The sequence below is a fragment of the Leifsonia aquatica H1aii genome (assembly GCF_000633535.1).
Lineage (GTDB): Bacteria > Actinomycetota > Actinomycetes > Actinomycetales > Microbacteriaceae > Leifsonia > Leifsonia aquatica_A.
On the sequence record NZ_AYMR01000027.1, the window covers coordinates 47735 to 71809 of the forward strand.

Annotated in this window: 22 protein-coding genes; 11 read left to right on the forward strand and 11 right to left on the reverse strand. The window is 71.0% G+C overall.

Annotation, left to right across the window (positions count from 1 at the left end):
• From U870_RS0119610 to U870_RS0119630, 5 genes are all read left to right on the forward strand, one after another.
• Nucleotides 1–1254, forward strand: coding sequence for a glycosyltransferase family 1 protein (locus tag U870_RS0119610; RefSeq protein WP_205288798.1), 1254 nt, complete (start codon nucleotides 1–3; stop codon nucleotides 1252–1254).
• Entirely contained in the window at nucleotides 1251–2003 is a 753-nt protein-coding gene (locus tag U870_RS0119615) for a hypothetical protein (protein WP_025159076.1), read from the forward strand. Before U870_RS0119610 ends, U870_RS0119615 begins: the two co-directional genes overlap by 4 nt.
• Before the next feature lie 10 nt (nucleotides 2004–2013).
• On the forward strand, nucleotides 2014–4035 hold the full coding sequence (locus tag U870_RS0119620) for an O-antigen ligase family protein (protein ID WP_025159077.1): 2022 nt from the start codon (nucleotides 2014–2016) through the stop codon (nucleotides 4033–4035).
• A 150-nt stretch (nucleotides 4036–4185) separates the two neighbouring features.
• On the forward strand, nucleotides 4186–5337 hold the full coding sequence (locus tag U870_RS24700) for a hypothetical protein (protein ID WP_025159078.1): 1152 nt from the start codon (nucleotides 4186–4188) through the stop codon (nucleotides 5335–5337).
• 134 nt (nucleotides 5338–5471) lie between these two features.
• Nucleotides 5472–6392: a glycosyltransferase family 2 protein gene (locus U870_RS0119630; RefSeq protein WP_025159079.1), complete on the forward strand. Its 921-nt coding sequence runs from the start codon at nucleotides 5472–5474 to the stop codon at nucleotides 6390–6392.
• A 9-nt stretch (nucleotides 6393–6401) separates the two neighbouring features.
• Here the strand turns inward: U870_RS0119630 and U870_RS0119635 are convergent, their stop codons facing one another.
• Genes U870_RS0119635 through asnB form a run of 4 tightly spaced genes read right to left on the reverse strand, consistent with a single transcriptional unit; the run spans nucleotide 6402 to nucleotide 11138 of the window.
• Nucleotides 6402–6767, reverse strand: a complete 366-nt coding sequence (locus U870_RS0119635) for a nuclear transport factor 2 family protein (RefSeq protein WP_025159080.1) — start codon at nucleotides 6765–6767, stop codon at nucleotides 6402–6404.
• Nucleotides 6767–8074: a glycosyltransferase family 4 protein gene (locus tag U870_RS0119640; protein WP_025159081.1), complete on the reverse strand. Its 1308-nt coding sequence runs from the start codon at nucleotides 8072–8074 to the stop codon at nucleotides 6767–6769. Before U870_RS0119640 ends, U870_RS0119635 begins: the two co-directional genes overlap by 1 nt.
• A 13-nt stretch (nucleotides 8075–8087) precedes the next feature.
• Complete coding sequence (lhgO, locus tag U870_RS0119645; protein WP_025159082.1) at nucleotides 8088–9272, reverse strand: L-2-hydroxyglutarate oxidase; 1185 nt, start codon at nucleotides 9270–9272, stop codon at nucleotides 8088–8090.
• Between the two features lie 9 nt (nucleotides 9273–9281).
• The gene (gene asnB, locus U870_RS0119650; RefSeq protein ID WP_025159083.1) at nucleotides 9282–11138 is read right to left on the reverse strand and encodes an asparagine synthase (glutamine-hydrolyzing); all 1857 of its coding nucleotides are present in this window, start codon (nucleotides 11136–11138) and stop codon (nucleotides 9282–9284) included.
• 106 nt (nucleotides 11139–11244) lie between these two features.
• On the opposite strand from asnB, the gene U870_RS0119655 reads away from it, so the two are divergent.
• The 5 genes from U870_RS0119655 (at nucleotide 11245) to U870_RS0119675 (ending at nucleotide 16999) form a co-directional block, all read left to right on the forward strand.
• Entirely contained in the window at nucleotides 11245–12621 is a 1377-nt protein-coding gene (locus tag U870_RS0119655) for a glycosyltransferase family 4 protein (RefSeq protein WP_025159084.1), read from the forward strand.
• A 318-nt stretch (nucleotides 12622–12939) separates the two neighbouring features.
• A complete protein-coding gene (locus U870_RS0119660) occupies nucleotides 12940–14472 on the forward strand; it encodes a sugar transferase (RefSeq protein ID WP_025159085.1) in 1533 nt (510 codons plus the stop codon).
• Nucleotides 14473–14527: 55 nt separating this feature from the next.
• Nucleotides 14528–15160: an acyltransferase gene (locus U870_RS0119665; protein ID WP_025159086.1), complete on the forward strand. Its 633-nt coding sequence runs from the start codon at nucleotides 14528–14530 to the stop codon at nucleotides 15158–15160.
• Nucleotides 15160–15834, forward strand: coding sequence for a hypothetical protein (locus tag U870_RS23335; RefSeq protein ID WP_025159087.1), 675 nt, complete (start codon nucleotides 15160–15162; stop codon nucleotides 15832–15834). Before U870_RS0119665 ends, U870_RS23335 begins: the two co-directional genes overlap by 1 nt.
• Before the next feature lie 151 nt (nucleotides 15835–15985).
• Nucleotides 15986–16999 (forward strand): TolB family protein, encoded by a 1014-nt coding sequence (locus U870_RS0119675; RefSeq protein WP_025159088.1) that lies wholly within the window; start codon nucleotides 15986–15988, stop codon nucleotides 16997–16999.
• Nucleotides 17000–17153: 154 nt separating this feature from the next.
• Here U870_RS0119675 and U870_RS0119680 read toward each other — a convergent pair whose 3' ends face one another.
• From U870_RS0119680 to U870_RS0119700, 5 genes are all read right to left on the reverse strand, one after another.
• Nucleotides 17154–17864, reverse strand: a complete 711-nt coding sequence (locus U870_RS0119680) for an SOS response-associated peptidase (protein WP_025159089.1) — start codon at nucleotides 17862–17864, stop codon at nucleotides 17154–17156.
• A gap of 27 nt (nucleotides 17865–17891) precedes the next feature.
• A complete protein-coding gene (locus U870_RS0119685; RefSeq protein WP_162819198.1) occupies nucleotides 17892–19079 on the reverse strand; it encodes a DUF998 domain-containing protein in 1188 nt (395 codons plus the stop codon).
• Between the two features lie 69 nt (nucleotides 19080–19148).
• Nucleotides 19149–20711 (reverse strand): glycosyltransferase family 39 protein, encoded by a 1563-nt coding sequence (locus U870_RS0119690; protein WP_025159091.1) that lies wholly within the window; start codon nucleotides 20709–20711, stop codon nucleotides 19149–19151.
• Between the two features lie 177 nt (nucleotides 20712–20888).
• Entirely contained in the window at nucleotides 20889–21926 is a 1038-nt protein-coding gene (mgrA, locus tag U870_RS0119695; RefSeq protein WP_025159092.1) for an L-glyceraldehyde 3-phosphate reductase, read from the reverse strand.
• 120 nt (nucleotides 21927–22046) lie between these two features.
• On the reverse strand, nucleotides 22047–22301 hold the full coding sequence (locus U870_RS0119700; protein WP_025159093.1) for a hypothetical protein: 255 nt from the start codon (nucleotides 22299–22301) through the stop codon (nucleotides 22047–22049).
• A 68-nt stretch (nucleotides 22302–22369) separates the two neighbouring features.
• Between U870_RS0119700 and U870_RS0119705 the strand changes: the two genes are divergently transcribed.
• Entirely contained in the window at nucleotides 22370–22825 is a 456-nt protein-coding gene (locus tag U870_RS0119705; protein ID WP_025159094.1) for a GNAT family N-acetyltransferase, read from the forward strand.
• Between the two features lie 13 nt (nucleotides 22826–22838).
• Here U870_RS0119705 and U870_RS23340 read toward each other — a convergent pair whose 3' ends face one another.
• Together U870_RS23340 and U870_RS0119715 are read right to left on the reverse strand one after the other, a co-directional pair.
• Entirely contained in the window at nucleotides 22839–23507 is a 669-nt protein-coding gene (locus U870_RS23340) for a GntR family transcriptional regulator (RefSeq protein WP_025159095.1), read from the reverse strand.
• 268 nt (nucleotides 23508–23775) lie between these two features.
• Nucleotides 23776–24075 (reverse strand): hypothetical protein (locus tag U870_RS0119715; RefSeq protein WP_029947905.1); only part of this gene is annotated, 300 nt, incomplete at its 5' end.

Genomic DNA, 24075 nt, shown 5'->3' on the forward strand with positions numbered 1-24075 from the left:
GTGAGCGTCTCCTCGATGATCAGCCGGGCGACCGGCATCCTCCGTGACGAGGGCGTCGGCGGCCTGTCGGCGCGCGTCGTGCGCAAGGCCCACCGCCGGTGGGGGGACAATGCGGAGGAGCTGAACCTGCTCCCGGAGGACGTCGCCGACTCCGCACGCCTCGCGCCGTACCCCACGGGACGCGTCGTCCCCGAGGGGGAGCCGCTACGGATCGGCTGGATCGTCAGCGCCCCCGGTCCCGCCTCCGGCGGACACACCACGATGTTCCGGTTCGTGGAGGCGCTGGAGCAGGCCGGGCACACCTGCGTGCTCTACGTCTACGACGGGCATGGCGGCCCGGCGGCCGCCTCCGAGCAGCTCATCCGCACCTGGTGGCCGCGCGTGCGGGCCGAGATCCGCGATCTCGCCGACGGCCTGGGCGGGATGGACGCGTATGTCGCCACCGCCTGGAACACCGCGCACGTGCTCGCGAGCCGTGGTGCCGACGTCCCCGGGCGTCGCTTCTACCTGGCTCAGGACTTCGAGCCGTACTTCTACCCGCGCGGCAGCGCGTACGAGCTCGCCGAGGACACGTACCGGTTCGGCTTCGAGTCGATCACCGTCGGTCACATGGTCGCCGACGAGCTGCGGCGCCGGTTCGACGTGGCGTCGACGGTCGCCGAGTTCGGCTGCGACACCGCCCGCTACGGCGTCACCGCCGAGACCGGACGCGGCGACGTCGTCTTCTACGCCAAGCCCGGCATCGCCCGGCGAGGGTACGAGCTGGGAGTGCTGGCACTGGAGCGGTTCCACCGGGACCACCCCGAGGTCACCATCCACACCTTCGGCATCCCGGCCAAGCGTCTGCCGTTCCCGGCCGAGGTCCACGCGCACCTGACGCCCGACGAGCTGAACGCCCTCTACAACCGCTGCGGCGCCGGTCTCGCCCTGTCGTTCACCAACATCTCCCTGATCGCCAGCGAACTGCTCGCGGCCGGGGTCGTCCCGGTCGTCAACGATTGGCCGGGCACCCGCGCCGATCTGGACGACCCGAACGTCGCGTGGGCGCGTCCCACGCCCCAGGGCATCGCCGATGCCCTGGCCGATGCCCTGCGCATCCAACGCGCCGTCGGCCCGCGAGCGCTGCGGGCCTCCGTCGACGGGATGAGCTGGGACCCGGCGAAACAGGCCGTCGTCCGCGCGGTGGAGCGTGCCTGTGCACGCGGAGCCGACGACAGCGTCGCCAACGAACCCGTGAGGATGGAGCGATCGTGACACTGCGCAGCATCTGGGCCGTCGTGGTCCGCTGGAAGTGGGTCCTCCTGCCGGGCCTGATCGTGGCGCTGGGCGTCGGAGGCTTCCTCTTCATGAAGACCCCCCGCACGTACACCGTCGAGTCCAGCTATCTCTTCCTCTCGCCCGTGAAGGACGTGAAGGGTGTGCCCGGCAACCCCCTGCTGAACCTGGGCAACGGCGTCCCGCTGTCGGTGGACGTGGTCGCGGTCTCGCTGATGGACGGCGACACCGTCCGCTCCTTCTCGGAGCACCACCCCGACCTGAAGTACACCGTCACGCGCGACACCTCCCTCGCGGCGCCGCTGATGACGATCTCGGTCGAGGACAGCAATCTCGCCTACGCCCGCTCGACGCTGGCCGCGCTCGGCAAGCTTGTGCCCTCGCGGCTCGACTCGCTGCAGCAGAAGGCCGGGGCGCCGCAGGAGCAGTGGGTGACCACGACCAACCTCACGACGGACATCAAGCCGACCGTCTCGTACAGCACACCCATCCGGAACGGCCTGATCGGCTTCCTCGGCGTGATGCTCATCGTCGGCATCGCGGTCTCCATCGCCGAGCGGATCCGCGCGGGCCACGCCCAGCGGTCCGCGAGCCCGGTACGCAAGCGCAACGACAAGCTCACAGCCCTTCCGGTGCAGGAGGAGCTGCTCTCGACCGCCAAGCGTGCCGCCGGGAAGGCCTCCGCCCGCACTGCGCTCAGCTCGCACAACTCCGGCCTCGGCGGCTGACGGGGCCATCGTGACCGTCCTCGCCGGCACGTCCGACCGCACCGGACAGGTCGTGGACCCGCCGCGGTCCAGGGACCGGCGACGCCTCGATCCCCTGGTCGTCTTCCAGATCTACCTCGTCCTCCTGGTCTTCTCTCCCGCGATCTACGTCATCAAGCCGCTCGGCGCGGCCGGTACGCCGGCGACCGTCTTCGGCTGCCTGGTCCTCGGCCTCTGGATCGTCGGCCGGCTGAGCTCGGGCCGCGAGCGCATCGGCATGACGCCGATCCACTGGATGGCGCTGGCCTACGCGGCGGCGATGGTCCTGTCCTTCGTCGGGGGGATGCTGCGCCCCATCAGTGCGGAGGAGGTGTCGTCCTCGCTGCGCGGCCTGATCTCCCTCGCCGGCGGGATGGGCATCATCCTGTACGCGGCGGACACCATGCGCACGCGCGCGGCCCTGACCTCCCTGCTGCGATTCGCGGTGCTGATGGGTGCGTGCCTGGCGGCGATGGGGATCCTGCAGTTCTTCACCGGCCTCGACGTGGTGTCGATCCTGCACCTGCCAGGACTCCAGGCGAACAGCGACATCGGCGGCCTCTATGTGCGCGCCGGCTTCCGGCGCATCAGCGGCACCGCGACCCACTCCATCGAGTTCGCCACCGTGCTCGGGATGCTGCTCCCGCTGGCCGCGCATTTCGCGCTCAACGCGTCCGGACGCCGCTGGTGGCCATGGCTGCAGTTCCTCCTGATCCTCGCCGCGCTCCCGCTGACGGTCGCCCGGTCGGGTGCCATCGCCCTCCTGCTCGGAGTCGCGTTCGCCCTGCTGGTGGCCTCGAAGTCGCAGCGCATCCGGTTCCTGCTCATCGCCCCGCTGGCGGCGATCGTGTTCCGACTGTTCGTGCCGGGGCTGTACGGCGCCATCGGGAACCTCTTCGCCGACGCCGGAACGGACAACTCGATCAGCGGACGCACCCAGGACTTCCAAGCCGTGGAGGCCTTCTTCGCACAGTCTCCGTGGATCGGGCGCGGGCTCAACACCTTTATCCCGACGATCTACCGCACCCTCGACAACCAGTACCTCGCGACGGCGGTGGAGGCGGGGATCATCGGCGTCCTCGCGCTCGTCGCCTTCTTCGTAGTCCCGTTCGTGGCCTCGCTCGTCGCCGGCGCGGGCGCGCGCGATCGGTTCGTGCAGACCCAGGCGCTGGCGATAGCGGCCGGTCTCGCCTGTGCGGCCGTGCTCGCCGGGACATTCGACTTCTTCAGCTTCCCAATGGCGTTCGGGACCCTGTGCCTGCTGATCGGTGCGGCCGGGGGCGCCTGGCGGGTGCAGCGGGCGGAGTCCGCGCTCGCGCCGGGCGGGCGACCCAAGGCGGCGACGCCGAGGCCGCCGGCGCTGCTCCCGCGCTGGGCGATCGTGCTGGGTGCGACCGGCGCCGGGATGGCCGTGTTCGCCGGGTGCTTCCTCGCATCGCGGGATGCGCAGGGGGTGTACGAGGCGCGGGAGTCCGTCATCCCGCAGGTCGATCCGCCCAAGTCGACCAACGCCTTCGACACGCGGATCGACACCGACGGCCTGTCCGTGGTGCTGAAGTACCGGATGGACGGCCAGCAGGTGCACGACGAGCTCGCCGCCCAGGGTGTCGGCTACTACGCCGTAGCGGTGGGGACCGGGAGTCTCGAGCCCTACACGGATGTGCTCGGCTACGGCGACCTGATGCAGCTGGCGGCGCGGGGTGCGACCGTCGACGAGGCGACGGCGAAGCTGGTCACGGTGCGAACGGCGGTGCAGCAGGAGCTCGACCGGCTGCAGGGGCCGGAGGTCAACCCGGATCTGCACATCCACCTCGAGGACTCGTTCTCGTCGATCGAGGTGTTCGCGGTTCCCGTGAGCCGCACGAGCGCGATCGTCGGGGGCGCCGGACTCGCGGCGGCGGTCACCCTCCTGGTCGCGCTGCTCCTCGCCGTGCCTCGCCAGCGGCCCACGCCGCCGACGGCGCGGCGGAAAGAAGCGGCCTTTCGTTTGACGCGTGTTTGGGAGAACGGATAAGATCCGCTCACAATTAATGATGTTTCGTCATCTGTGCTATACAGGGAGGCGATCCGAGGCCATGCCCCCAAATGGGGGTGGTCGCGGATCGTGTCAGTACACACCTCTCACAGGTCGACCCCCGCCGACACTGGAAGGAACATCCCCCTCGTGAAGCAGTTGTTCAAATGGATCATGGGCACTCGCGTGCGCAAGGTCACGGCCATCGCCTCCGCGATCGCCGTCGCACTCACCCTGACGACCGTCTCGGTCGCCTCCGCACACGGTTTCAGTCAGCACCGTCCGAACGCCTCCTCGGCGTCGAAGCAGTGGACCGACTGGAAGAAGCACCACCGCTACAGCGCCACCAAGCCGGGCTCCGGCACGGGTGGCAGCGCGACGCCGAAGCCGACCCCCACGGCGACGACCACGCCGACGCCGACGCCCACCAAGACCTCCACCCCGTCGCCGACGAAGTCGCCGACGCCGACGCCGTCGTCCACCCCGACGACGCCGCCGACGACCGCTCCGACGCCGACCACCGGCGCCTGGCCCGACGCGTCCAACACCGGCGTCCCCGCCGGCGTCACGCTCACGCCCACCGGCGGCATGACGATCACCAAGGCGGGCACCGTGGTGTCCGGGATGGACATCAACGGTGACGTCGTCGTGCGTGCCGCCAACGTGACCATCGAGAACTCGAAGGTCCACGGCCGCATCGACACCAGCGACAGCGGCGCCGCGCCCAACACGATGATCAAGCGCGTCGAGATCATCGGCCCGTACAACGGCGCCAAGGACTCGGGTTCTCCCGCCGTGGGATACACCGGCTTCACCTGCGACGGCTGCGTCGTGCACGGCTGGGGCAAGGGCTTCGGGCTGGTCAAGGACGTCACGATCAAGAACTCGTGGGTCTACGACATCGTCGTGTACGGCGACCCGGCCAACGGCGGAAGCCACAACGAGGCCATCCTGAGCCTCGGCGGCACCAACCTGACGGTGACCAACAACCGTCTCGACGCCGGTGACGCGCCGAACGTCTCCGCCTCCCTGGCGCTCTACAGCCAGATGGCCGCGTTCGACAATGTGCTCGTGCAGGGCAACCTGTTCGACGGCGGCGGCTACTGCGTCTACGCCGGGCTCGGCGGCAGTTACGGCGCCAGCAACACGCGGTTCGTCGACAACACGTTCGGCGACAAGTACGACAAGAAGTGCGGCGGCTACGGTCCCGCGATCGCGTACTCCACCGGCAACGGCAACCAGTGGACGGGCAATGTGCTCGAGTCCAGCGGAGCCGTCGTCGGCACCCCGGGTCGTGGCTGACCCGCTCCCCGAGTGATGCGTGCGGCCGGATCCTTCGGGATCCGGCCGCTTCGTCGTCGCAGGGCCGCTCCTCGTGGCTCTGTGCCCCGCATGGGGAGTTGAGCATCCCTCGTTTTCGTCGGTAGCATGCCGGTGTGCGAGCACCAGACCTCGACTGCGCCATCATCGCCGTTGCCTACCGCAGCGCCGACGACCTCCCGCGCCTGGTGGCCTCCCTGCCGGACGCCGCCGACGGCCTGCGCTGGCACCTCGTGGTCGTCGACAACGACGGCCGCGACGGTCTCGCCGCTGCGCTCGACGGCAAGCCCGATGTCACGGTGGTCGTATCGCCGGGGAACATCGGCTACTCCGGCGGATTGAACGTCGGCCTGGCGGCCGCACCGGACGCCCCGGTCACGGTCTTCCTGAACCCCGATCTCACGCTCGAGCCGGGTGCGCTCCGCGCCCTGGTCGAAGCCGCCGACGGCGCCGCCTCCGCACCGCGGATCCGTGACGACGCCGGGGAGACCCAGCCCTCCCTTCGTCGGGAGCCGACCGTGCTCCGCTCCCTCGGCGAAGCCCTCTTCGGCGACCACTGGGCGTCGCGTCCGGGCGCGCTGGCCGAGCTGGTCCGGGAACCCGACCGCTACGAGCGCGGAGGGACGGCCGACTGGGCCACCGGCGCCGCGCTGGCGGTCCCCACTCCGGCGGCGCGCACGCTGGGGCCGTGGGATGCCGACCGGTTCTTCCTCTACTCCGAGGAGACCGACTACTGCCGCAGGCTGCGCGCCGCCGGCCTGCCGCTGGTCTATGTCCCCTCGGCGGTGGTCGTCCATGCGCAGGGCGGATCGGGACGCTCCGCACAGCTCGACGCGCTGCAGACCGTCAACAAGCTCCGCTACTACCGCAAATGGCACGGACCCGTGGCGAGTGCCGCCTTCGCCGGGACCCTGGTCGTGCACAACGTGCTGCGCATCAACGAACCCAGCGCCCGCGCATCGCTGGCCGCGCTCTTCTCGCGCGGGAGGCGGGACGCCCTGCCCGGCGGGGTCCGGGTCGCGGGCGTCGCGGTCTGAATCCGCCCGCTACGGCGTCGGCGCGTCGAGGAGCAGCGTACGCAACTCCACGATCACGCCGTCGCGCACGGCGATCAGGTCGATCCCGCGCGCGACCGGCTCCCCGGCCGGTCCGAACGCCCAGGCGAGCGCACCGGTGTCGGCGCCGGCATAGGCCGGGCCGTCCTCGACGAAGACGAACGCGTCCGGGGTGCGTTCCAGCAGTTCCGCCGCCTTGGCGCCGAGCGCGTCGCGGCCCACCGCTGTCCCCTCGGGATCGATGAACCGTACGTCGTCCGCGTACACCTCGTCGATCGCAGCGCGACGACGGGCGGCATCGCGCTCGCCGAAGACGCGGTGCAGGTTGGCGTGGAGGAGTTCGTGCACGTCGGTCATCATCTCTCCGTCTCCGTCTCCGGCGCCCGGGGGGAGGCCGTCTCTCCACCGACCTTCTCCTGTGCGGCCGCACGAGGCGGCACGACACGCCCTTCCCGACGCTGAGACGTCGCAGAACGGTGCGGGCCGCCGCCGCTCAGGCTGACGGCGTCGCGGTAGCAGGCGACGAGGGCCGCGGCCGCGGCGTCCCAGCCGAGCGCGTCGCGTCCGGCGGTCAGGTGGGCCGAGAGCCGGGCGAGGCGGACCGGGTCGGCGGCGACAGCGTGCAGCTGGTCGGCGAGCACCCCGGCGTCGCCGACGGGATGCTCCAGGTAGTCTTCGCCGGCCACGCCGAGCGCGCCGCCGGCCGTGCTGACCAGGGGGACGCAGCCGCTCGCCTGAGCCTCCAGGATCACGAGCGCACTGCCCTCGGTCCAGCTCGGCAGCAACAGCACGTCCGCCGTCCCCAGCAGGGCGGGCACGTCATCGACGAAGCCGAGCCTCCGCACCCCCGGTTGGGCGAGCAGCGGCAGCAGCGACGCCTCGTAGTCGGGCTGGAGGCGGCCCGCGATCAGCAGCTCCCCGCCGGGGATCGCGGCGCGCAGCCAGGCCTCGAGGGCGATGTGCAGCCCCTTCGTCGGGTCGCCCCGACCGATGAACACCGCGCGGAACGGGTGCGGCGGCCGTGCGCCGCGCGCCGGGAACCGCTGCAGGTCGCAGCCGTAGCGGTGCTGCAGGAGCCGCTCGGCCGGGAACCCCTGCCGCTCGAACTCGCGTCGCGCGTAGTCGGACGGCACCAGCACGGCGGTCGCCGCGCGGTACTCGCGGTCCTCCTGCGCCAGCACCGCCGGAGAGGCGGCGTGGGAGTGATCGGGCGGGAGCGGGATTCCGGCGTCGATCGTGGCCGCGGCGGACGCCTCCACGGTGCTCGCGGTGTGCGCATTGGGCGACTCACGCAGGGCGGGGATGCCGAGCTCCGCAGCGGTGAGCAGCGTGCGCAGGCAGCCGCGCGGCCACGCGTGGACGACATCCACCTCGGCGGGGTGACGACGCAGCCACGCGGCGACCCGGCGGTCGTGCAGATCGTAGGCGCGCTGCACGCCGAACGCGCGATGGGGGATGCGGCGACCGGCGAGCACCAGCGTCTGGTGCACCTCCACCCCGGGCGGCAGGTCGACGCCGAGCGCCGAGGTGCAGAACAGCGTCACCGGCACCCCGGCCCGCGCCAGCCCGCGCACCTGCTGCAGCGCGGTCTCGGCGATGCCGGCACGGCCGAGCGTGTGCGGGAAGCTGTACAGCACCCGCGGCGGGTTCGCGGTCAGGGGCACGACGACTCCGATCTCAGTCCAGCCCGTCGGCGGCGCGGACGATGTGCGCGGCGATCTCGAGCGAGCTGGTGGCGGCGGGCGACGGGGCGTTCAGCACGTGCAGCTGACGGGAGGCCGGCTGGATGACGAAGTCGTCGGCGAGCGTGCCGTCGCGACGCATCGCCTGCGCGCGGACGCCGGAGCCGGCCCGCACGATGTCGTTCCGCTCGATCGCGGGGACGAGGCGGGCGAGGCTGCGGGCGAAGAGCGAACGGGAGAAGGAGCGTGCGACCTCGGCGGCGCCCGTGCCGATGTTGCGCCGGGCGAGGCGGAGGAAGCCGGGGTAGGTGGCCGCCTCCCACGCGTCGCCGACCCGGACGTCCGTCCAGCGGTAGCCCTCGCGGGCCAGCGCGAGCACCGCGTTCGGGCCGGCGTGCACGGCACCGTCGACCCCGCGGGTGAGGTGCACCCCGAGGAAGGGGAGGTCGGGGTCGGGCACCGGGTAGATCAGGCCGCGCACCAGCCCGCGCCGCTCGGCCTTCAGCTCGTAGTACTCGCCGCGGAAGGGGACGATCCGCACCTCCGGCTCGACGCCCGCCAGGCGCGCGACGCGGTCCGCCTGCAGGCCGGCGCAGTTGATCAGCACGTCCGAGCGGGTGGTGCCGTGGTCGTGCTCGACCTCGACGCCGCCGGAGCCCACGGAGATCCGTCGTACCCGGGCGCCGGTGAGCAGCTCGGCACCGGAACGGCCGGCCAGCTCGGCGAGCCGGCGGCTCACCGCCGCGTAGTCGACGATCCCGGTCGTCTCGACCCGCAGGGCGCGCACGGCGGCCACCTCCGGCTCGAACCCGCGGGCCTCTTCGGGCCCGATCAGCCGGGACGGAACGCCGTTGGCGGTCGCACGCGCGGCCAGCCGGTCGAGTCCCGGCAGCTCCTTCTCTGACACCGCGACGATCAGCTTGCCGCCGATCTCGTGCGGGATGCCGTGCTCGGCGGCGAACGCCGCCATCGACCGGTTGCCCGCCCGGCACAGTTCCGCCTTCAGGGATCCGGGTGCGTAGTACGGGCCGGCATGGATCACACCGGAGTTGTGCCCCGTCTGATGGGCCGCCCAGCGGTCCTCCTTCTCGAGCAGCGTGACGGTTCGTCCCTCGCGAGCCAGGCGTTCCGCGACGGCGAGGCCGAGGATGCCGCCGCCGACGATCGTCGCAGACCTCATCGTCGCCGCCTAGTGGGCCGGGGCGGCGGCGCGGCCGAAGGCGGCCTCGTGCCACACCTCGAGGCTCATCAGCGTGAAGATGCGGTTCTCCTCGTTGAAGGATCCGCTCTCGTGCCGCGTGAGCAGGTTGCGCACGGCGGTGCGGTCGAAGGTGTCTCCCACGAAGGATCCCGGACCGGTCAGCCGATCCCACATCGCCTCCCGCAGGCCGCCGCGGAACCAGGAGTCCAGCGGCACCCGGAAGCCGACCTTGCGGCGGTCGATGACCTCAGACGGTACGTACCGGCGCGCGACCTCCTTGAGCAGCCATTTGGTCGAGCCGTGGCGCACCTTGAATGCCGACGGCATCCGGAAGGCGAGTTCGACGAGGCGGTGGTCCAGCAGCGGCGGGCGCAGTTCGAGGGAGGCGGCCATCGACATCCGGTCGCCGCGCTCGAGGAGGTTGTCGGGCAGCCAGCTCCACAGATCGGTCAACAGCATGCCGCGGATCACATCGTCGGCGTGGGTGTCCGGCACGTCGACCGCGCGGGTGGGCAGTCCCGTCAGCAGCTGGGCGCGCTCGCTCGCGGTGAACGGTGCGAACCAGGTGCGGTAGCGGTCTTCCGCGTTGCGCATCGCCGCCACGCGCAACGCGATGCGGGCGCGGCCGAGCCGGGCGGGCAGGCGCGGGTCCAATGAGTCGGCGAGGCCGGCGCGCAGACCGGCGGGCAGGTGGGAGGCGAGCTGGACGGCGCGGGCGGCCCGGTACTTGGGGTAGCCGGCGAAGAGCTCGTCGCCTCCCTCGCCCGACAGCACGACCCGGACCGTGGTGCGGGCCGCCTCGGCGAGACGGAAGACCGCGATGTCGGCCGGTTCGGAGAGGGGCGCGTCGCGGAAATAGGTGAGTCGCGGCCAGAGGTCCTCGAAGTCGCTCGCGTCGACGTGCACCTCGTGGTGCTCCGTCTCGAACGCGTCGGCGACGATGCGGGCCCAGCCGAGCTCGTCGGTGCGCTTGTCACCGAAACCCGCCGCGAAGGTGTGCACCGTGCGGCCGGGGCGCAGGGCGGCGACCTTGGCGACGATCAGGCTGCTGTCGACGCCGCCGGAGAGGTAGGCGCCGACCGGCACATCGGCGACGAGGGCGGAGTCGACGGCCTGGGTGACGGCGACATCCACCGCGTCGACCGCGCTCTGCTCCGTCCAGCGCGGGGTGTTGTCCTCCGCTGGCGGCTGCCAGTAGCGGATGACCTCCAGCCGCCCGTCGGGGTGCACCTCGGCGCGGTGGCCGGGGCGTAGCTTGTGGATGCCCTGGTACAGGGTGTCCGGCGCCGGGACGCTGCGGCCGTAGAGGTACGCGTCGAGGCTGGCGAGGTCGACCGACGGGGTGCGGGGGAGGGCGGGCAGGATCGCCTTGACCTCGGAGGCGAAGACGACGGCCCCGTCGCCGTGCGTGTAGTAGAGGGGGAGGACGCCGAGGCGGTCGCGCACCAGGTGGGTGATCCCGGTCACCGCGTCGTGCAGCGCGAACGCGAACTGGCCGACCAGACGGTCGAGGAAGCCGATGCCCCGCTCGGCGATCCCGGCGAGGATGACCTCGGTGTCGCCGTCGGTGGTGAAGGGGTACTGCAGGTCTTCGCGCAGCCGCCGGTAGTTGAAGATCTCGCCGTTGAACACGAGGGTGTACCGGCCGCCGGCCGAGGTCATCGGCTGGCGCGATCCGGAGAGGTCGATGATCGAGAGACGAGTGTGCGCGAAGCCGGTCGCGCCGGCGGCCCAGACACCCCGATCGTCCGGCCCGCGATGGCCCAGACGGTCCGCCATCGCGTGCAGGAGAGCAGGGTCGACGGCGGTCCCGTCGAGCCGATGGATTCCAGCGATTCCGCACATGTTCGGAGCTTATCGAGCTATGCTCATTTTTGTCGATGGGTCTGCCCGCCCCCAATGCAGGGTGCATGGAGGGGGTTGCCCGAAGCCCGAACGGAGGTCTCCCGTCGTGAAGAAGAAGCTGCCCGGCACGCGCAGACGCGTGCTCATCATCGTCCAGAACCTGCCCGTCCCGCTCGACCGGAGGGTGTGGCTGGAGTGCAAGGCCCTGACCGCTCAGGGGTACCAGGTGTCCGTCATCTGCCCCAAGGGTCCGGGGGATCCGTCCTACCAGGAGCTCGACGGTGTCGCCATCCACAAGTACCGCCCCGCCCGCGAAGCGCAGGGCATCGCCGGCTTCGTGTGGGAGTTCGCGTACTCCTGGGCGCGCACGGCCGGGCTCTCGTTCCGGGTGCGGCACCGGCGCGGGTTCGACGTCATCCAGGCGTGCAACCCGCCGGACACGTACTGGCTCCTCGCGCTCCTCTGGCGCTGGCGCGGGGCGCGGTTCGTCTTCGACCAGCACGACCTCAACCCCGAGCTCTTCCTCTCCCGGTTCGGCGAGCCCCGATCGCTTCCGGCGCGCATCCAGTACAACGGCCTGCGCTGGCTGGAGCGACGTACGTATCGCGCCGCGGATCACGTCATCTCGACGAACGGAAGCTATCGCTCGGTCGCGATGACCAGGGGCGAGCTGCCCGCCTCCGACATCACGATCGTGCGCAGCGGGCCGGACACCCGCGTCATGCGCCCCGTGCTCCCTCCGGCGGGCCTCAAGCAGCCGGGCACCTTCCTCCTGGCGTATCTCGGCATCATGGGGCCGCAGGACGGCGTCGACCGGGCGCTGGAGGTGATGGAGGAGCTCGTGCACCGCGGCGGGCGCACCGACGTGCACGCCGTGCTGATGGGCTTCGGCGACTGCTACAAGGATCTCCGCGCCCAGTGCACGGCGCTCGGCCTCGACGACCACGTGACCTTCACCGGGCGCGTCGGCCCGCGGGAGATCGCCGAGTACCTCAGTGCGGCGGATCTGGGTCTCGGCCCCGACCAGAAGACCCCGTTGAACGACGTCTCGACGATGAACAAGACCATGGAGTACATGGCGTTCGCGCTGCCGTCGGTGTCGTTCGACCTGGTCGAGACCCGGGTCTCCGGCGGAGACACCGCGGTGTACGTGCCCTCCGGCGACATCGGTGCGTTCGCCGACGAGGTGGAGGCTCTGCTCGACGATCCGGACCGTCGCGCCGCGCTCGGCCGCGCCGCCCGGGAGCGCGTCTCCGTCGAACTGGACTGGCGCGCCCAGGCCCAGGCCTATGTCAGCGTCTTCGACCGCGTGCTCGACCGGCCGCTCGATGCCGAGCGGCTCGCCGCGTGGCCGTTCGCGGTCGATTCGGCCCGGCCGGATCCGGCGCTCCAGCCCGTCGATCTTGACGACGAGGCGGCCTACGCGGCGTTCCTGGCCGATCGAGGGGTGCCGGCGCGCGCGACCACCCCCGTAGAGGGGTAACCACCACCGCAAAAGACGATGTATTCTCACTTTTGTGAAGAGGTGAGAAATCGTCACTTGTGACATCCCGAACTCACCATCACACGCCCGAAACGCCACTCGACGAACGATGGAAGGGGGATGCGCCATGACCGGAACCGGTACCCGACCGACCGAGCACGGCACGCCCTCGTCCCGTCGGGCAGCGCCCCAGATCGGGGCCGGCGACGGCAAGGCCGTTCGAGACCACGGCCTTCCCCCAGTCGTCGCCGGCTCTGTCCTCCTCCGAGGACGCCACAGCGAGACGGTCTCCTCGTACGCCGGCGGGGGGTGCGGACGATGACCGTCATCCGCCCCCGCCCGCTCGGCGGCCCCACCCGCCGACTCCGCCGCCCGGTCGAGATCGGCGCCGGCGAGCAGCGCGCGTCCGCCGGGCAGCCCGCCGGGGGCGGCCGGCACTGGGCGTCGCACTACCGGGTGCGGCTCGCGATCACCGACACGGTGATCGTGCTGGCGTCCGTCGCCGCCGCGTTCCTCATCCGCTTCGGCGTCCAGAACGTCGTGCCCGACCTGCTCGCCTTCCCGTTCGGGTACGGGTCGATCTCCCTCATCATCGCGGCCGGCTGGCTGCTCGCGCTCGGGGTCGGCCACACCCGCGACTCCCGCGTGGTCGGGATGGGGCTCTCCGAGTACAAGCTCGTCGCCGAGTCGAGTGCCCTCGCCTTCGGGCTGCTGGCGATCCTGTTCCTGGTCGCCCAGGTCGACATCGCCCGCGGCTACTTCCTCGTCGCGCTGCCCATCGGTGCCATCGGCCTGATCTTCAGCCGCTGGATCTGGCGCCGCTGGCTGCTGCGCCAGCGCCGCTTCGACAACTACCTCTCCCGCGCCCTCGTAGTCGGCAGCGCCGACGACATCGAGTACGTGACGGGCCAGATCCGGCGCAAGTCCGGCGCCGCCTACAACGTCGTGGGTGCGGTGCCGGACGAGCCGGGTCTCACCACGGTGGGCGCGGATGCCGACCTGCTCCCGGTCGTCGCCGACCTCGCCGGCATCACCGCCGCCGCCGACCGCCTCGGCGTCGACACGGTGATCGTCGCCGGCCAGCCCCGCGGGGGCAGCCGGTTCATCCGCAACCTGGGCTGGTCCCTCGAGGGCACCGCCACCGATCTCGTGCTCGCCTCGCGGCTGACCGATGTGGCCGGGCCGCGCATCCACTTCCGCCCCGTCGAGGGCTTGCCGCTCATCCACGTCGAGATCCCGCAGTTCGAAGGCGGCAAGCACGTGCTCAAGCGCCTGCTCGACGTCGTCGTCTCGGCCGCCGCCCTGGTGGTGCTCGCGATCCCGATGCTGGTGCTCGGCATCATCATCCGTCTCGACAGCGCGGGCCCGGCGCTCTTCCGGCAGGAGCGGGTCGGCCGCAACGGCTCCACCTTTACGATGCTCAAGTTCCGCTCGATGGCGGTGGACGCGGAGGCCCGCCTCGCTGCCCTCGCCGAGAAGAACGAAGGCTCCGGCCTGCTCTTCAAGATGAAGGACGACCCGCGGGTCACCCGGGTCGGACGCATCATCCGCAAGTTCTCGCTCGACGAGTTCCCGCAGCTGTGGAACGTTCTCGTCGGCGACATGAGTCTCGTCGGTCCCCGCCCGCCGCTGCGGCGCGAGGTCGACGGGTACGAGAGCCACGTCCACCGCCGCTTGTACATCAAGCCGGGTCTCACGGGGATGTGGCAGGTCAACGGCCGCTCCGATCTCTCCTGGGAGGAGAGCGTCCGCCTCGACCTGTACTACGTGGAGAACTGGTCGCTCGCCGGCGACCTGGTGATCCTGTGGCGCACCGCCAAAGTGCTGCTGCAACCCACCGGCGCCTACTAGGCGCCGCGCACCACCCGACTACGTTTTTTCTAGCGACGACCTGGGGGCGACGCTGATGAGCATCTCCATCTCCGAAGAACAGCAGACCGCACCCGTGGTCGCGGGCAGCGCCGACGTCGACCCGCGGGCCGCCATCGGCCCGCGCACCCGGGTGTGGCATCTCGCCCAGGTGCGGGAGGACGCCACCGTCGGCGCCGACTGCATCCTCGGCCGCGGCTCATACGTCGGCCCCGGCGTCACGATCGGCGACAACTGCAAGCTGCAGAACCACGCCCTCGTCTATGAGCCGGCCGTCCTGGAGGACGGGGTGTTCGTCGGTCCCGCCGTGGTGTTCACGAACGATGTCTTCCCCCGGGCGGTCAACCCGGACGGCACTCTCAAGTCCGCGGACGACTGGCACGCCGTCGGCGTGACCGCGCGTGCCGGCGCGTCGATCGGGGCCCGTGCGGTCTGCATCGCCCCGGTGACCATCGGCCGGTGGGCGCTCGTCGCGGCCGGCTCGGTCGTCCGTTCCGACGTGCCCGACTACGCCCTGGTGGCCGGGGTCCCGGCCCGTCGCATCGGCTGGGTCGGCGAAGCCGGTTTCCCCCTGCGCGACGAGGGTGACGGGCGCTGGGTGTGCCCGGAGACCGGTCGGGCCTACCGGGAGTCTGACGGTGTGCTCGCACCGGACGAGGCGGCGTCGTGATGCCCACCCGTCGCACCTGGATCGTCGCGGGTCTGGCCGCTGCCGTCGTCGTTGCGGGAGGGGCTCTCACACTCTCGCTCCTCCCGGGAGCGGGCGGGCGCCCGGTCGCGGAGGCTCCGGTCGCCGGCTCGACCACGTCCAGCGCACCAGCGCCGAGCGCCGGCGCTTCCGCGGGTGGCACGGGCACGGCGCCGGCGCCGGCCCCGGCCCCGCAATCGTCGCCTCCCGCCGCCGGCAAGCGGTTCACGACCGAGGTGATCCCGGCGGACCCGAAGGCGACCCCGGCACTGCCACCGAGCACGCCCATCCCGTACCCGGTCACCGCGCCGCTGCCCAAGACGGCCAGTGCGACCGGTGGCATCGTCGAGGGGTTCCCCTCCACCGTGCTTCCCCCGCTGCCGGGGTCGAAGGTGAGGACCACTTCGATCTCGTCCGACAGCCCCAAGCTCCAGGTGTCCCTCACCGCGACCACCAGCGGGTCGGTGACCGACGTCGTCGACTTCTACCGACAGGCGCTCGCCAAGTTCGGGATGTACGACACCGCGGCTCCTGCGCTCGACGGCGCGACCGCGGTCACCTACACCCGCGACGGGAATGCGGTGACACTGACGGCGACCCCCAGCGATGCGGGCACGTCGTTCGTCCTCTTCGGCACGTTCACGGCGAAGGGCTGATCATGCCGTGCGGCGCGCTCCGTCCCGTTCCCGATGCCGTTCCCGGCGACCTGGCCGGCCGCCCGGGTGGTTTCGCGTCCCGTCGTCCGCTGTCGTGTCCAACCCCCGACGGGGGCGCGACGGCGGGACGCGATTGCCGGAGACTGTCGGCATGACATCGCGCGTACGCAGGTGGCTGCTCCCGACGGCCACTGTGGTGCTGCTGGGCGGCGCGATGGCGTTCGCCGCCGTCGCGTGGTCCGGCTATCAAGCGCGTCAGGCCGCCCCTGCCGCGGCTGCCGCGACGCCGCGCCCGACCCTGCCGGCCGGTCCGCTCCTGGTGTTCCGCAACACCGCGGTCGGCGATGGTTACGGCCTCGTCGCATCGGTGCCGCTCGCCGACCCGGGCGCGAAGCGCACCGTCACGGATCTGCCGTGCGACCGCGTGTACGCCACGCACGAGAACCTGATGTGCCTGCACACGGATCGCGGGGTGCTCACCACGTTCGGCGCGACCCTGTACGACGCCGCCGGCGACCAGCTCAGCTCCTGGGCGTTGCCGGGCGTCCCGAGCCGCACCCGGATCTCCGCCGATTCGACCCTCGTGGCGGAGACGGCCTTCGTGACCGGGTCGTCGTACGGGGTGAAGGCGTTCTCGACCCGGACGGACATCGCCCAGGTGAACGGGATCGACTACGGGAGTCTGGAGGACTTCACCCTTCTCGTCGACGGTCAGAAGGTGACGGCCGACGACCGTAACTTCTGGGGCGTGACCTTCTCGAGCGACGACAACACCTTCTTCGCCACCGCTGCCTCCGGTGGCCACCACTGGCTGGTGCGGGGCAACCTGCGCGGACGCAGCCTGGTCGCGATCAAGGACGGCGCGGAGTGCCCGTCCCTCTCGCCCGACGGCACCCGGATCGCCTACAAGAAGAACCTCTCCACGACGAGCACCCCGCGGTGGACCCTGGCCGTGCTGGACTTCGCGACCGGGGTGGAGACCCAGCTGCCCATCGATGCGAACGTCGACGACCAGGCCGAGTGGCTCGACGACGGCACTCTGCTGTACGGCCTCGCCAACCCGGACAAGCCCGGCGACAGCGATGTCTACTCGATCCCCATCGACGGCCAGCACGGCCCGAGCCTGTTCCTCGCCCACGCGTGGTCGCCGTCCGTGGTCCGCTGAGCAGACGCCCGCGTCTCACCTCTCCCGACTCCCCGTCCCGGGCCCCGGCCCCACCTCCGGCAATTCCGGAGATCCTCCCGTCCCGCTCTGAAATCTCCGGAGCGACGGCGAACTGAGCGGCGTGTCGCGGCGGATCTCCGGAGTTCCGGAGGCGTCAGATCGGCTCGATGAGCTGCGGTCCGTCGTCCTTCGACGAGAACGACGCGATCTGATCGAAGCGCAGGCTCTGCGCCTCGGCCACACCCGTGGCGACGGCCTCGTCCACCAGTGCCTGGTCGCCGACGAGCGACGGGTCGATCCACCCCAGCCACTTCTCCTCCGGGAGGATGACCGGGTTGCGGTCGTGGATGTCGGCGAGCGTCTGCACGGCGTCGGAGGTGAGGATGGTGGCGGTCAGCACCCAGCGGTCCGGGTCGTCGTCGGCCTTGGAGTGGTCCCGCCACCATGAGTAGAGGCCGGCGAAGCCCATCAGCCGGTCGTCCGGGTAGCGGATGAAGTACGGGGTCTTGTGCCCCTTCTCGCCCTGCCACTCGTAGTAGCCGCGCGCCAGCACGATGGCGCGGTGCGACTGCACGGGCTTGCGCCAGGTCGACTTGTCGGCGATACCCTCGGCGCGGGCGTTGAACGTCGGGAACTTCAGCGTGAGCTCCTTCGACCAGCCGGGCACGAGCGACCAGTGGGCGCGCTCGAACCGCAGCTCGCGGTCCTTCGCCGAGTCGATGAGCACCGGGATGTCCTCGGTGGGGGCGATGTTGTACGCCTCCTCCCAGTCGGCGCGCCACTCCTCCGGCCGCCTCCCGGTACGCTCCACGAACTCGGTGATCTCGGCGTTGACCCTGTCGTCCATCGCGAACCTGCCGCACATGCGGATCAGCGTACCCGTGACCGCCGACTACGGCTGCTCGGTCACCGCCTGGTGCCGTCCGCGCGCCGCCTCGTCGGCGTTGGTCGCCGTGGTGATGCGCAGGAACACGATGATCCAACTGAAGATGAGCACCGCTGCCACGAGCTCCACGGCAGTCAGGTTGTAGTCGCCGATCGCGAAGAGCACCGCGACGCCGGCGATGACGACGAGGAACACCCAGCCGAGCACGATGAACGCGCGCGGGACCGCGGGCAACAGCCAGCGCAGGCCGATGACGAGGGCGCAGAACACGAGGGCCATACCGGTCGCGACCGTGTTGTGGATGAGCAGGAAGCGGTTGACCGGGAAGATCCCGACGCAGGTGAGCAGGATGCCGATGACGATGAGAGCGGTGCGCACCCGGAGCTCGCCGCGGGTCGGAGCGCGGCCGTCGCCGCCGGGCGCAGCGGTGGCGTAGCGTGCGATCGCCGTGACCAGCACGCCCGCCACGATCACGGTGAGGTTGAAGGTCATGCCGGAGAGGTCGTCCGTCATCCCGAGCGCGCTGAGGTTCTGCTCCCACCAGTGCGGGTCGGACGACGTGATCATGCTGGTGAGGGCGCCGAGCACGAGGAAGACGGCGAGCACCGTCGACAGCAGCAGCGGGTTCATCTTCACGGCCGAGAGGAAGACGTAGTAGGCGCTGACCGCGGCGGCGGTGGAGACGAGGAGGGCGCCCGGGAAGGCGAACACGAACGCGTCCTGGAAGCTGTGGGCCAGGACGTAGCCGAGCACGGCCCAGAGCAGGAGGACGACGATCGCGTGGGCGACCGCGATGGCGACGGTGTCGAAGACCTCGATGGCGACGTTCATCCGCGAGCGACGGCCGGAAGCGGGGGCACCGAACCAGGAGATGCGCCACACGGCCGCGCGTCCGCCGCCGTAGGCGAGCAGGGAGACGACACCACCGGCGACCGCGGCGAACTCACCGAGCGATCCCGCGCCCGAGATGGTGAGCTGGCGTCCGGCGAACACGACCAGTGCGACGATCCCCACCAGGACGAAGGCGACCGAGCCCACTCCGAGGGCGACCGACTCCACGGACGAGGAGCGCAGCGACTCCAACCGCCGGGCGGTGGACCGTTCGTCGGCCAGGTGCTCGGCCGGATGGTGCTCGGCCGGATGCTTGGCCGGATGGTGCTGGCCGGAGGGGGGTGTGCTCTCTGGTGCCCGCATGCCACCGAGCATAGGGGGCCGTATGCTCTCGGGGCTGTACTCCGGGAGGGCTCGTCAGCGGGTCGGAGGTCAGCGGGTCAGTTCGATGATCGCCGTGCGGTGCGTGGTGACCATGCGTCCGGTCGGCTCGTAGCCCAGCTCGGTCAGCGCCGCACGGCCGTAGTCCTTCAGGTTGCCGTCCACATCGTTCTCGATCAGCCAGACCCGGTGCACGCCGTCGAAACGACCGAGCTCGGCCGCATCCTGCACGCCGTACGCGCGGTCGGCCCAGCCGATGTTGTCGTAGTACGGCGTCTGCAGGGTCACATCGCGCACATTCACGAAGCCCGCCGGGTACGTGCGCATCGCCAGCCGCGGACGCTGGGAGGGCCGGGTCGACTCGTCGAACACGACCGCATCCCCGGGCCGGGCGAGCGAACCGACCGCGGCGCTCACCTCGGACCAGTCGCTGTTGTTCTTGGCGTAGGGCCCGCGCTGGAGCAGGTACACCGGCGCGCACACGGCCACGAAGCCGAGCACACCGAGGGCGCTGACGGCGACCATCCGCCGCGCGTCTCCGCGAGCCAACCATCGGCCGAGCACCAGGATCCCCTCCGCGATCAGCAGCGCGGCGGCGGGCGCCGCGAAGGTCGAGTAGCGCGCGGTGTAGAGAGGGAAGACGAGGTTGGCCAGCAGCAGGACCCCGGTCGGCACGATCAGCCAGCAGACGGCGACCGAGGTCGCGGTGATCGGGACGCCTGTGCGCGGCCGCAGTCCGGCGCGCCGCCACGAGACGATGCTGCCGGCCACCGCGACCAGGATGAGGGCCCACGCGACCGCGGCGACCCATGGGGTGCTGAACCAGGGGGCGTAGAGCAGCGTGCTGGGGTCGAGGGTCTGTGCGCCGAGGTATCCGATCTGGCGTCGCTCGAAGAAGGCCAGCAGCACGATCGGTGAGATGGCGACCACGGTGCCGCCCATGGCCAGGCCCCAGGCGGTGAGGGTCCTGCGCGAGGCGCGGCTGAGCAGCAGCAGGGCCAGATGACCGGCGGCCAGTGCGATCATGTAGAGGAAGAGGTAGGACGCGACGGCCATCCCGGCGCCGTACAGCACCCAGCAGGTGCGGCGGACGTTCGCCGGCACGGTTCGCCCGCGGCCGTCGACCAGCCAGACGAGCAGCAGGGTGAGCCATCCCGCAGCGGCCGCGCTGAACGCGAAGGAGCGGGCCTCCTCGCCCGCGTACGTCATCCGGGGGAGCACGCTGCCGACGATGCCCGCGGCGATCGCTGCGGTCGGGCCGCCGCGCCGTCCGGCGAGGAGGGTGATCGCCGCGACGGCGAAACCGATCGCGATGGCGCTGGGGAAGCGGATGGCGAACGCGCTGTCGCCGACCAACCGTATCCAGCCGTGCAATCCGAGGTAGTAGAACCCGTGCACCGCGTCCACGTGGAAGAGCATCGTCAGGAGGCTTCCGACCGGCCGCTCGGCCGACATCACGCTGGCGGCTTCGTCGCCCCACAGCGAGGGGATCCAGCTGCCGGCGGCGCTCACCGCGGTGCCGACCAGGCCGAATGCGATCGCGATCGTCCACGGGCGGATCGCCGCCAGCGGCTCGGCGCCGGTACGCCGTTCGGTCTCGATGATCGCGGTCATGCCCACATCCCCCGGACTCTAGCTCGCGGAAGAGAACTGCGAGCAGTCAATCAGGAAACATCGAGTATCGGCAGGGAACAGGATGCGCGTACTCACACGTGACATTCTGCACACAGCCGCCTGAACGGTTCCGGTGTGGCCGGGCCGCGCGGGTGCGACCGACGGGTTGGTCCGCGGTCAGAGCTCGCCGCGTCGCGCTCCCGCCCACAGGTCCACTCCGGCGTCGACCGCGTGCTCGTCGATCGCGGCCAGTTCGGCGGCCGTGAAGTCGAGGCGGTCGAGGGCGGCGACGTTCTGCTCGAGCTGGTGCACGCTGCTGGCGCCGGTCACGAGGGAGGTCACCCGCCCGTCGCGGAGCGCCCACGCGAGGGCGAGTTGTGCCAGTGTCTGTCCGCGCGACGACGCGATCTCATCGAGGGCGCGGAGCCGGCCGATCGTCTCGTCCGTGAGCCAGCTCCGGTCCAACGAGCCTTCGGCGGCGGCCCGGGATCCCTCCGGGACGCCGTTCAGATACTTGTCCGTCAGCATCCCCTGCGCGAGCGCCGTGAAGCCGATCACGCCGACACCGAGCTCGCCCGTCGCGTCGAGCAGCCCCTCGGTCTCGATCCAGCGGTTCAGCATCGAGTACGACGGCTGGTGGATGAGCAGCGGCGTGCCCAGTTCGCGGAGGATCTCCGCGGCGCGACGGGTCTCCTCCGCGCTATACGAGGAGATGCCCACGTAGAGCGCCTTGCCGCTGCGCACGGCGGTGTCGAGCGCCTGCATCGTCTCCTCCAGCGGGGTGGAGGGGTCCGGGCGGTGCGAGTAGAAGATGTCCACGTAGTCCAGGCCCAGTCGGGAGAGGGACTGGTCCAGGCTCGCGAGCACATACTTGCGGCTGCCGCCGCCCTGACCGTACGGACCGGGCCACATGTCCCAGCCGGCCTTGGACGAGACGATGATCTCGTCGCGGAAGGGCGCGAGGTCCTCCCGCAGGATGCGCCCGAAGTTCACCTCGGCGGCGCCGTACGGCGGCCCGTAGTTGTTGGCCAGGTCGAAGTGCGTGATGCCCAGGTCGAAGGCGCGGCGCACGATCGCGCGCTGGGTCTCGATCGGCCGGTCGTCGCCGAAGTTCTGCCAGAGCCCGAGCGAGAGCGCGGGGAGGTCGAGCCCGCTGCGCCCGGTGCGGCGGTAGAGCATGCGGTCGTAGCGGTCCGAGGCGGGTTCGTAGGCCATGGTCCCAGACTCGCGGTTCTGGCGGGCGATGTCCAACAGCGGAATCCGATGCGATTCAGCAGTCCCGCATCTCAATCCGCGCTCGGGCGGGCGGGCGGACGGGCGGGCGGGCGGCCGGACCTAGCGCCGCTTGCGGGCGGCCCGATTCCGCGCCAGGACCCAGCCGGTGATGCCGCCCACCACGAAGACGATGAGCACCAACGCCCAGGTGGGCATCGACAGCTTCCCCCAGAGCACGAAGATCGTCGCCGTGTCCGCCCCCGCGGCGTTCTGGATGGCCACGATCGCCAGCAGCACGATCAGCACGATCGCGAGCCACCGGCGCTTCAGAAAGGCGACGAAGGCGTTGTCGGTGCGCGGGGAGGTCTGACTCATGGGGCCAGTATGGCGCGCCGGGGACGCCGAACCGAAGAGGGGATCCGGCATCGCGTATCGTCGCCCGCATGAGCGACGTGACGATCGAGCAGGCGCACCCGGACGACGTACCGGCGATCGAGGCGCTCGTGCGGGAGGCCTACGAGCCGTACGTCGCGCGGATCGGGCGATCCCCTGGGCCGCTCCGTGAGGACTATGCGGCGATTGTCGCGACGGGACGGGCGCTCGTCGCCCGCCGCGGCGGACGCGTCGTCGGCATGCTCGTGCTCTCCGTCTGTCCCGACCACGTTCTCGTCGAGAACGTGGCCGTCGCCGCGAGCGAGCGGGGGACCGGACTCGGCGCGCGCCTGCTGGCGATCGCCGACGATCGGGCACGCGAAACGGGTCTGTCGGAGGTGCGTCTCTACACGCACGAGAGGATGACCGAGAACCTCGCCTACTACCCGCGCCGTGGCTATGTCGAGACGGATCGGCGCACCGAGGACGGGTTCGCGCGGGTGTTCTTCGCCAAGCGGCTGGACTGAGCGGGGGAGCCGCTCACTCGTCGGGGAGCATGGCGGTGTGCATCGCCTCGGCGGCGTGTCGCGCGCGCTGGGCGTCCTTCGCTCCGAATGCCTCGCTGAGCCGTCCCGTCGCGTCGGCGAGGACGTCCCGCTGCTGCGCGTCGAGGGAGAGGAAGAGGGTGTCGATCGGGGCCTGGAAGTAGAGGCCGTCGATGTCGCGCAGCGTGCGTCGGCGGTAGATGTCGTTCTCCGTCTGCTCCAGCACGCCGTCGAACAGGCGAACGAAGGCATCGCGGACGGCAGCGCTCTCCTTCGAGCGGACGACGTCGACGAGTTCGTCGCAGAGTCGCTGGAGCTCGACGGCCGCCCGCTCGGAGAGGGTGGGGACGGCCAGCAGCACGGCACCGCCGTGGAGGACGGCCAGCGCATCCAACGCCGGCCCCAGGTCGGACGCCCGCTTCAGCGCGACGCGGGTGTAGCGGTTGGGATAGGTCTCGATCAGGCCGATGCGCTCGAGGTCGTTGAGGGCGTCGCGGACCGGTGTCCGGGACACCTCGAGCCACTCGGCGAGCTCCACGTCGCGGAGCATCTCACCGGGCTCCAAGGTGCCATCCAGAATGGCTTCGCGCAGACGGTCGCGCACGACATCCTTGAGCAGCTCACGCTCGACCGCGACGGAGGCGAGCTTGCGATCGGCGGCCATCGAGTCCTCCTGGGGCGGGGTGTGAGCGGGTGGGATGTTGCGGTGGGGCCCTGATGGCCGCGCTCGCGGTGGTGCGGGTGCGGCCATCGGGGTGGAGCCTGCCCATTCCTACAAGGGGCTCCGTGCCGGCGAGTGACCGCTCACTCGTCGGCGGTGCGGGTGCCGGAAGAACTGAACGGCACCCGCGGGTGTGTGAAGTGTGTGGGGCGGTGGGCGGACGCGTGCGCGTCCGCCCACCGGGTGACCCGTCAGGGTCGAGTGGTGCTGGTTACTGCTGGGTGGCGCTCCGGCGACGGCGGAGGCCGGTGTAGGCGCCTGCTGCTGCGAGGAGGATCATGCCGAACCCACCGGCGAGGGCGGGGTCCATGACCGGGATACCGGCGTCGTCGGTGACGACGACGATCGGTCCGAGGTCGATGGTGACGGAGTCGTCGCCGGGGACGGTGTAGGTGAGTTCCAGGTTGTTGTCACCCTCGGGCAGGCCGGTGATCGGGGTGGACCAGTTGCCCTTGTCGTCGACGGTGGTTTCGCCGACGATGTTGCCGTCCTTGTCCGTGATGACGACGGT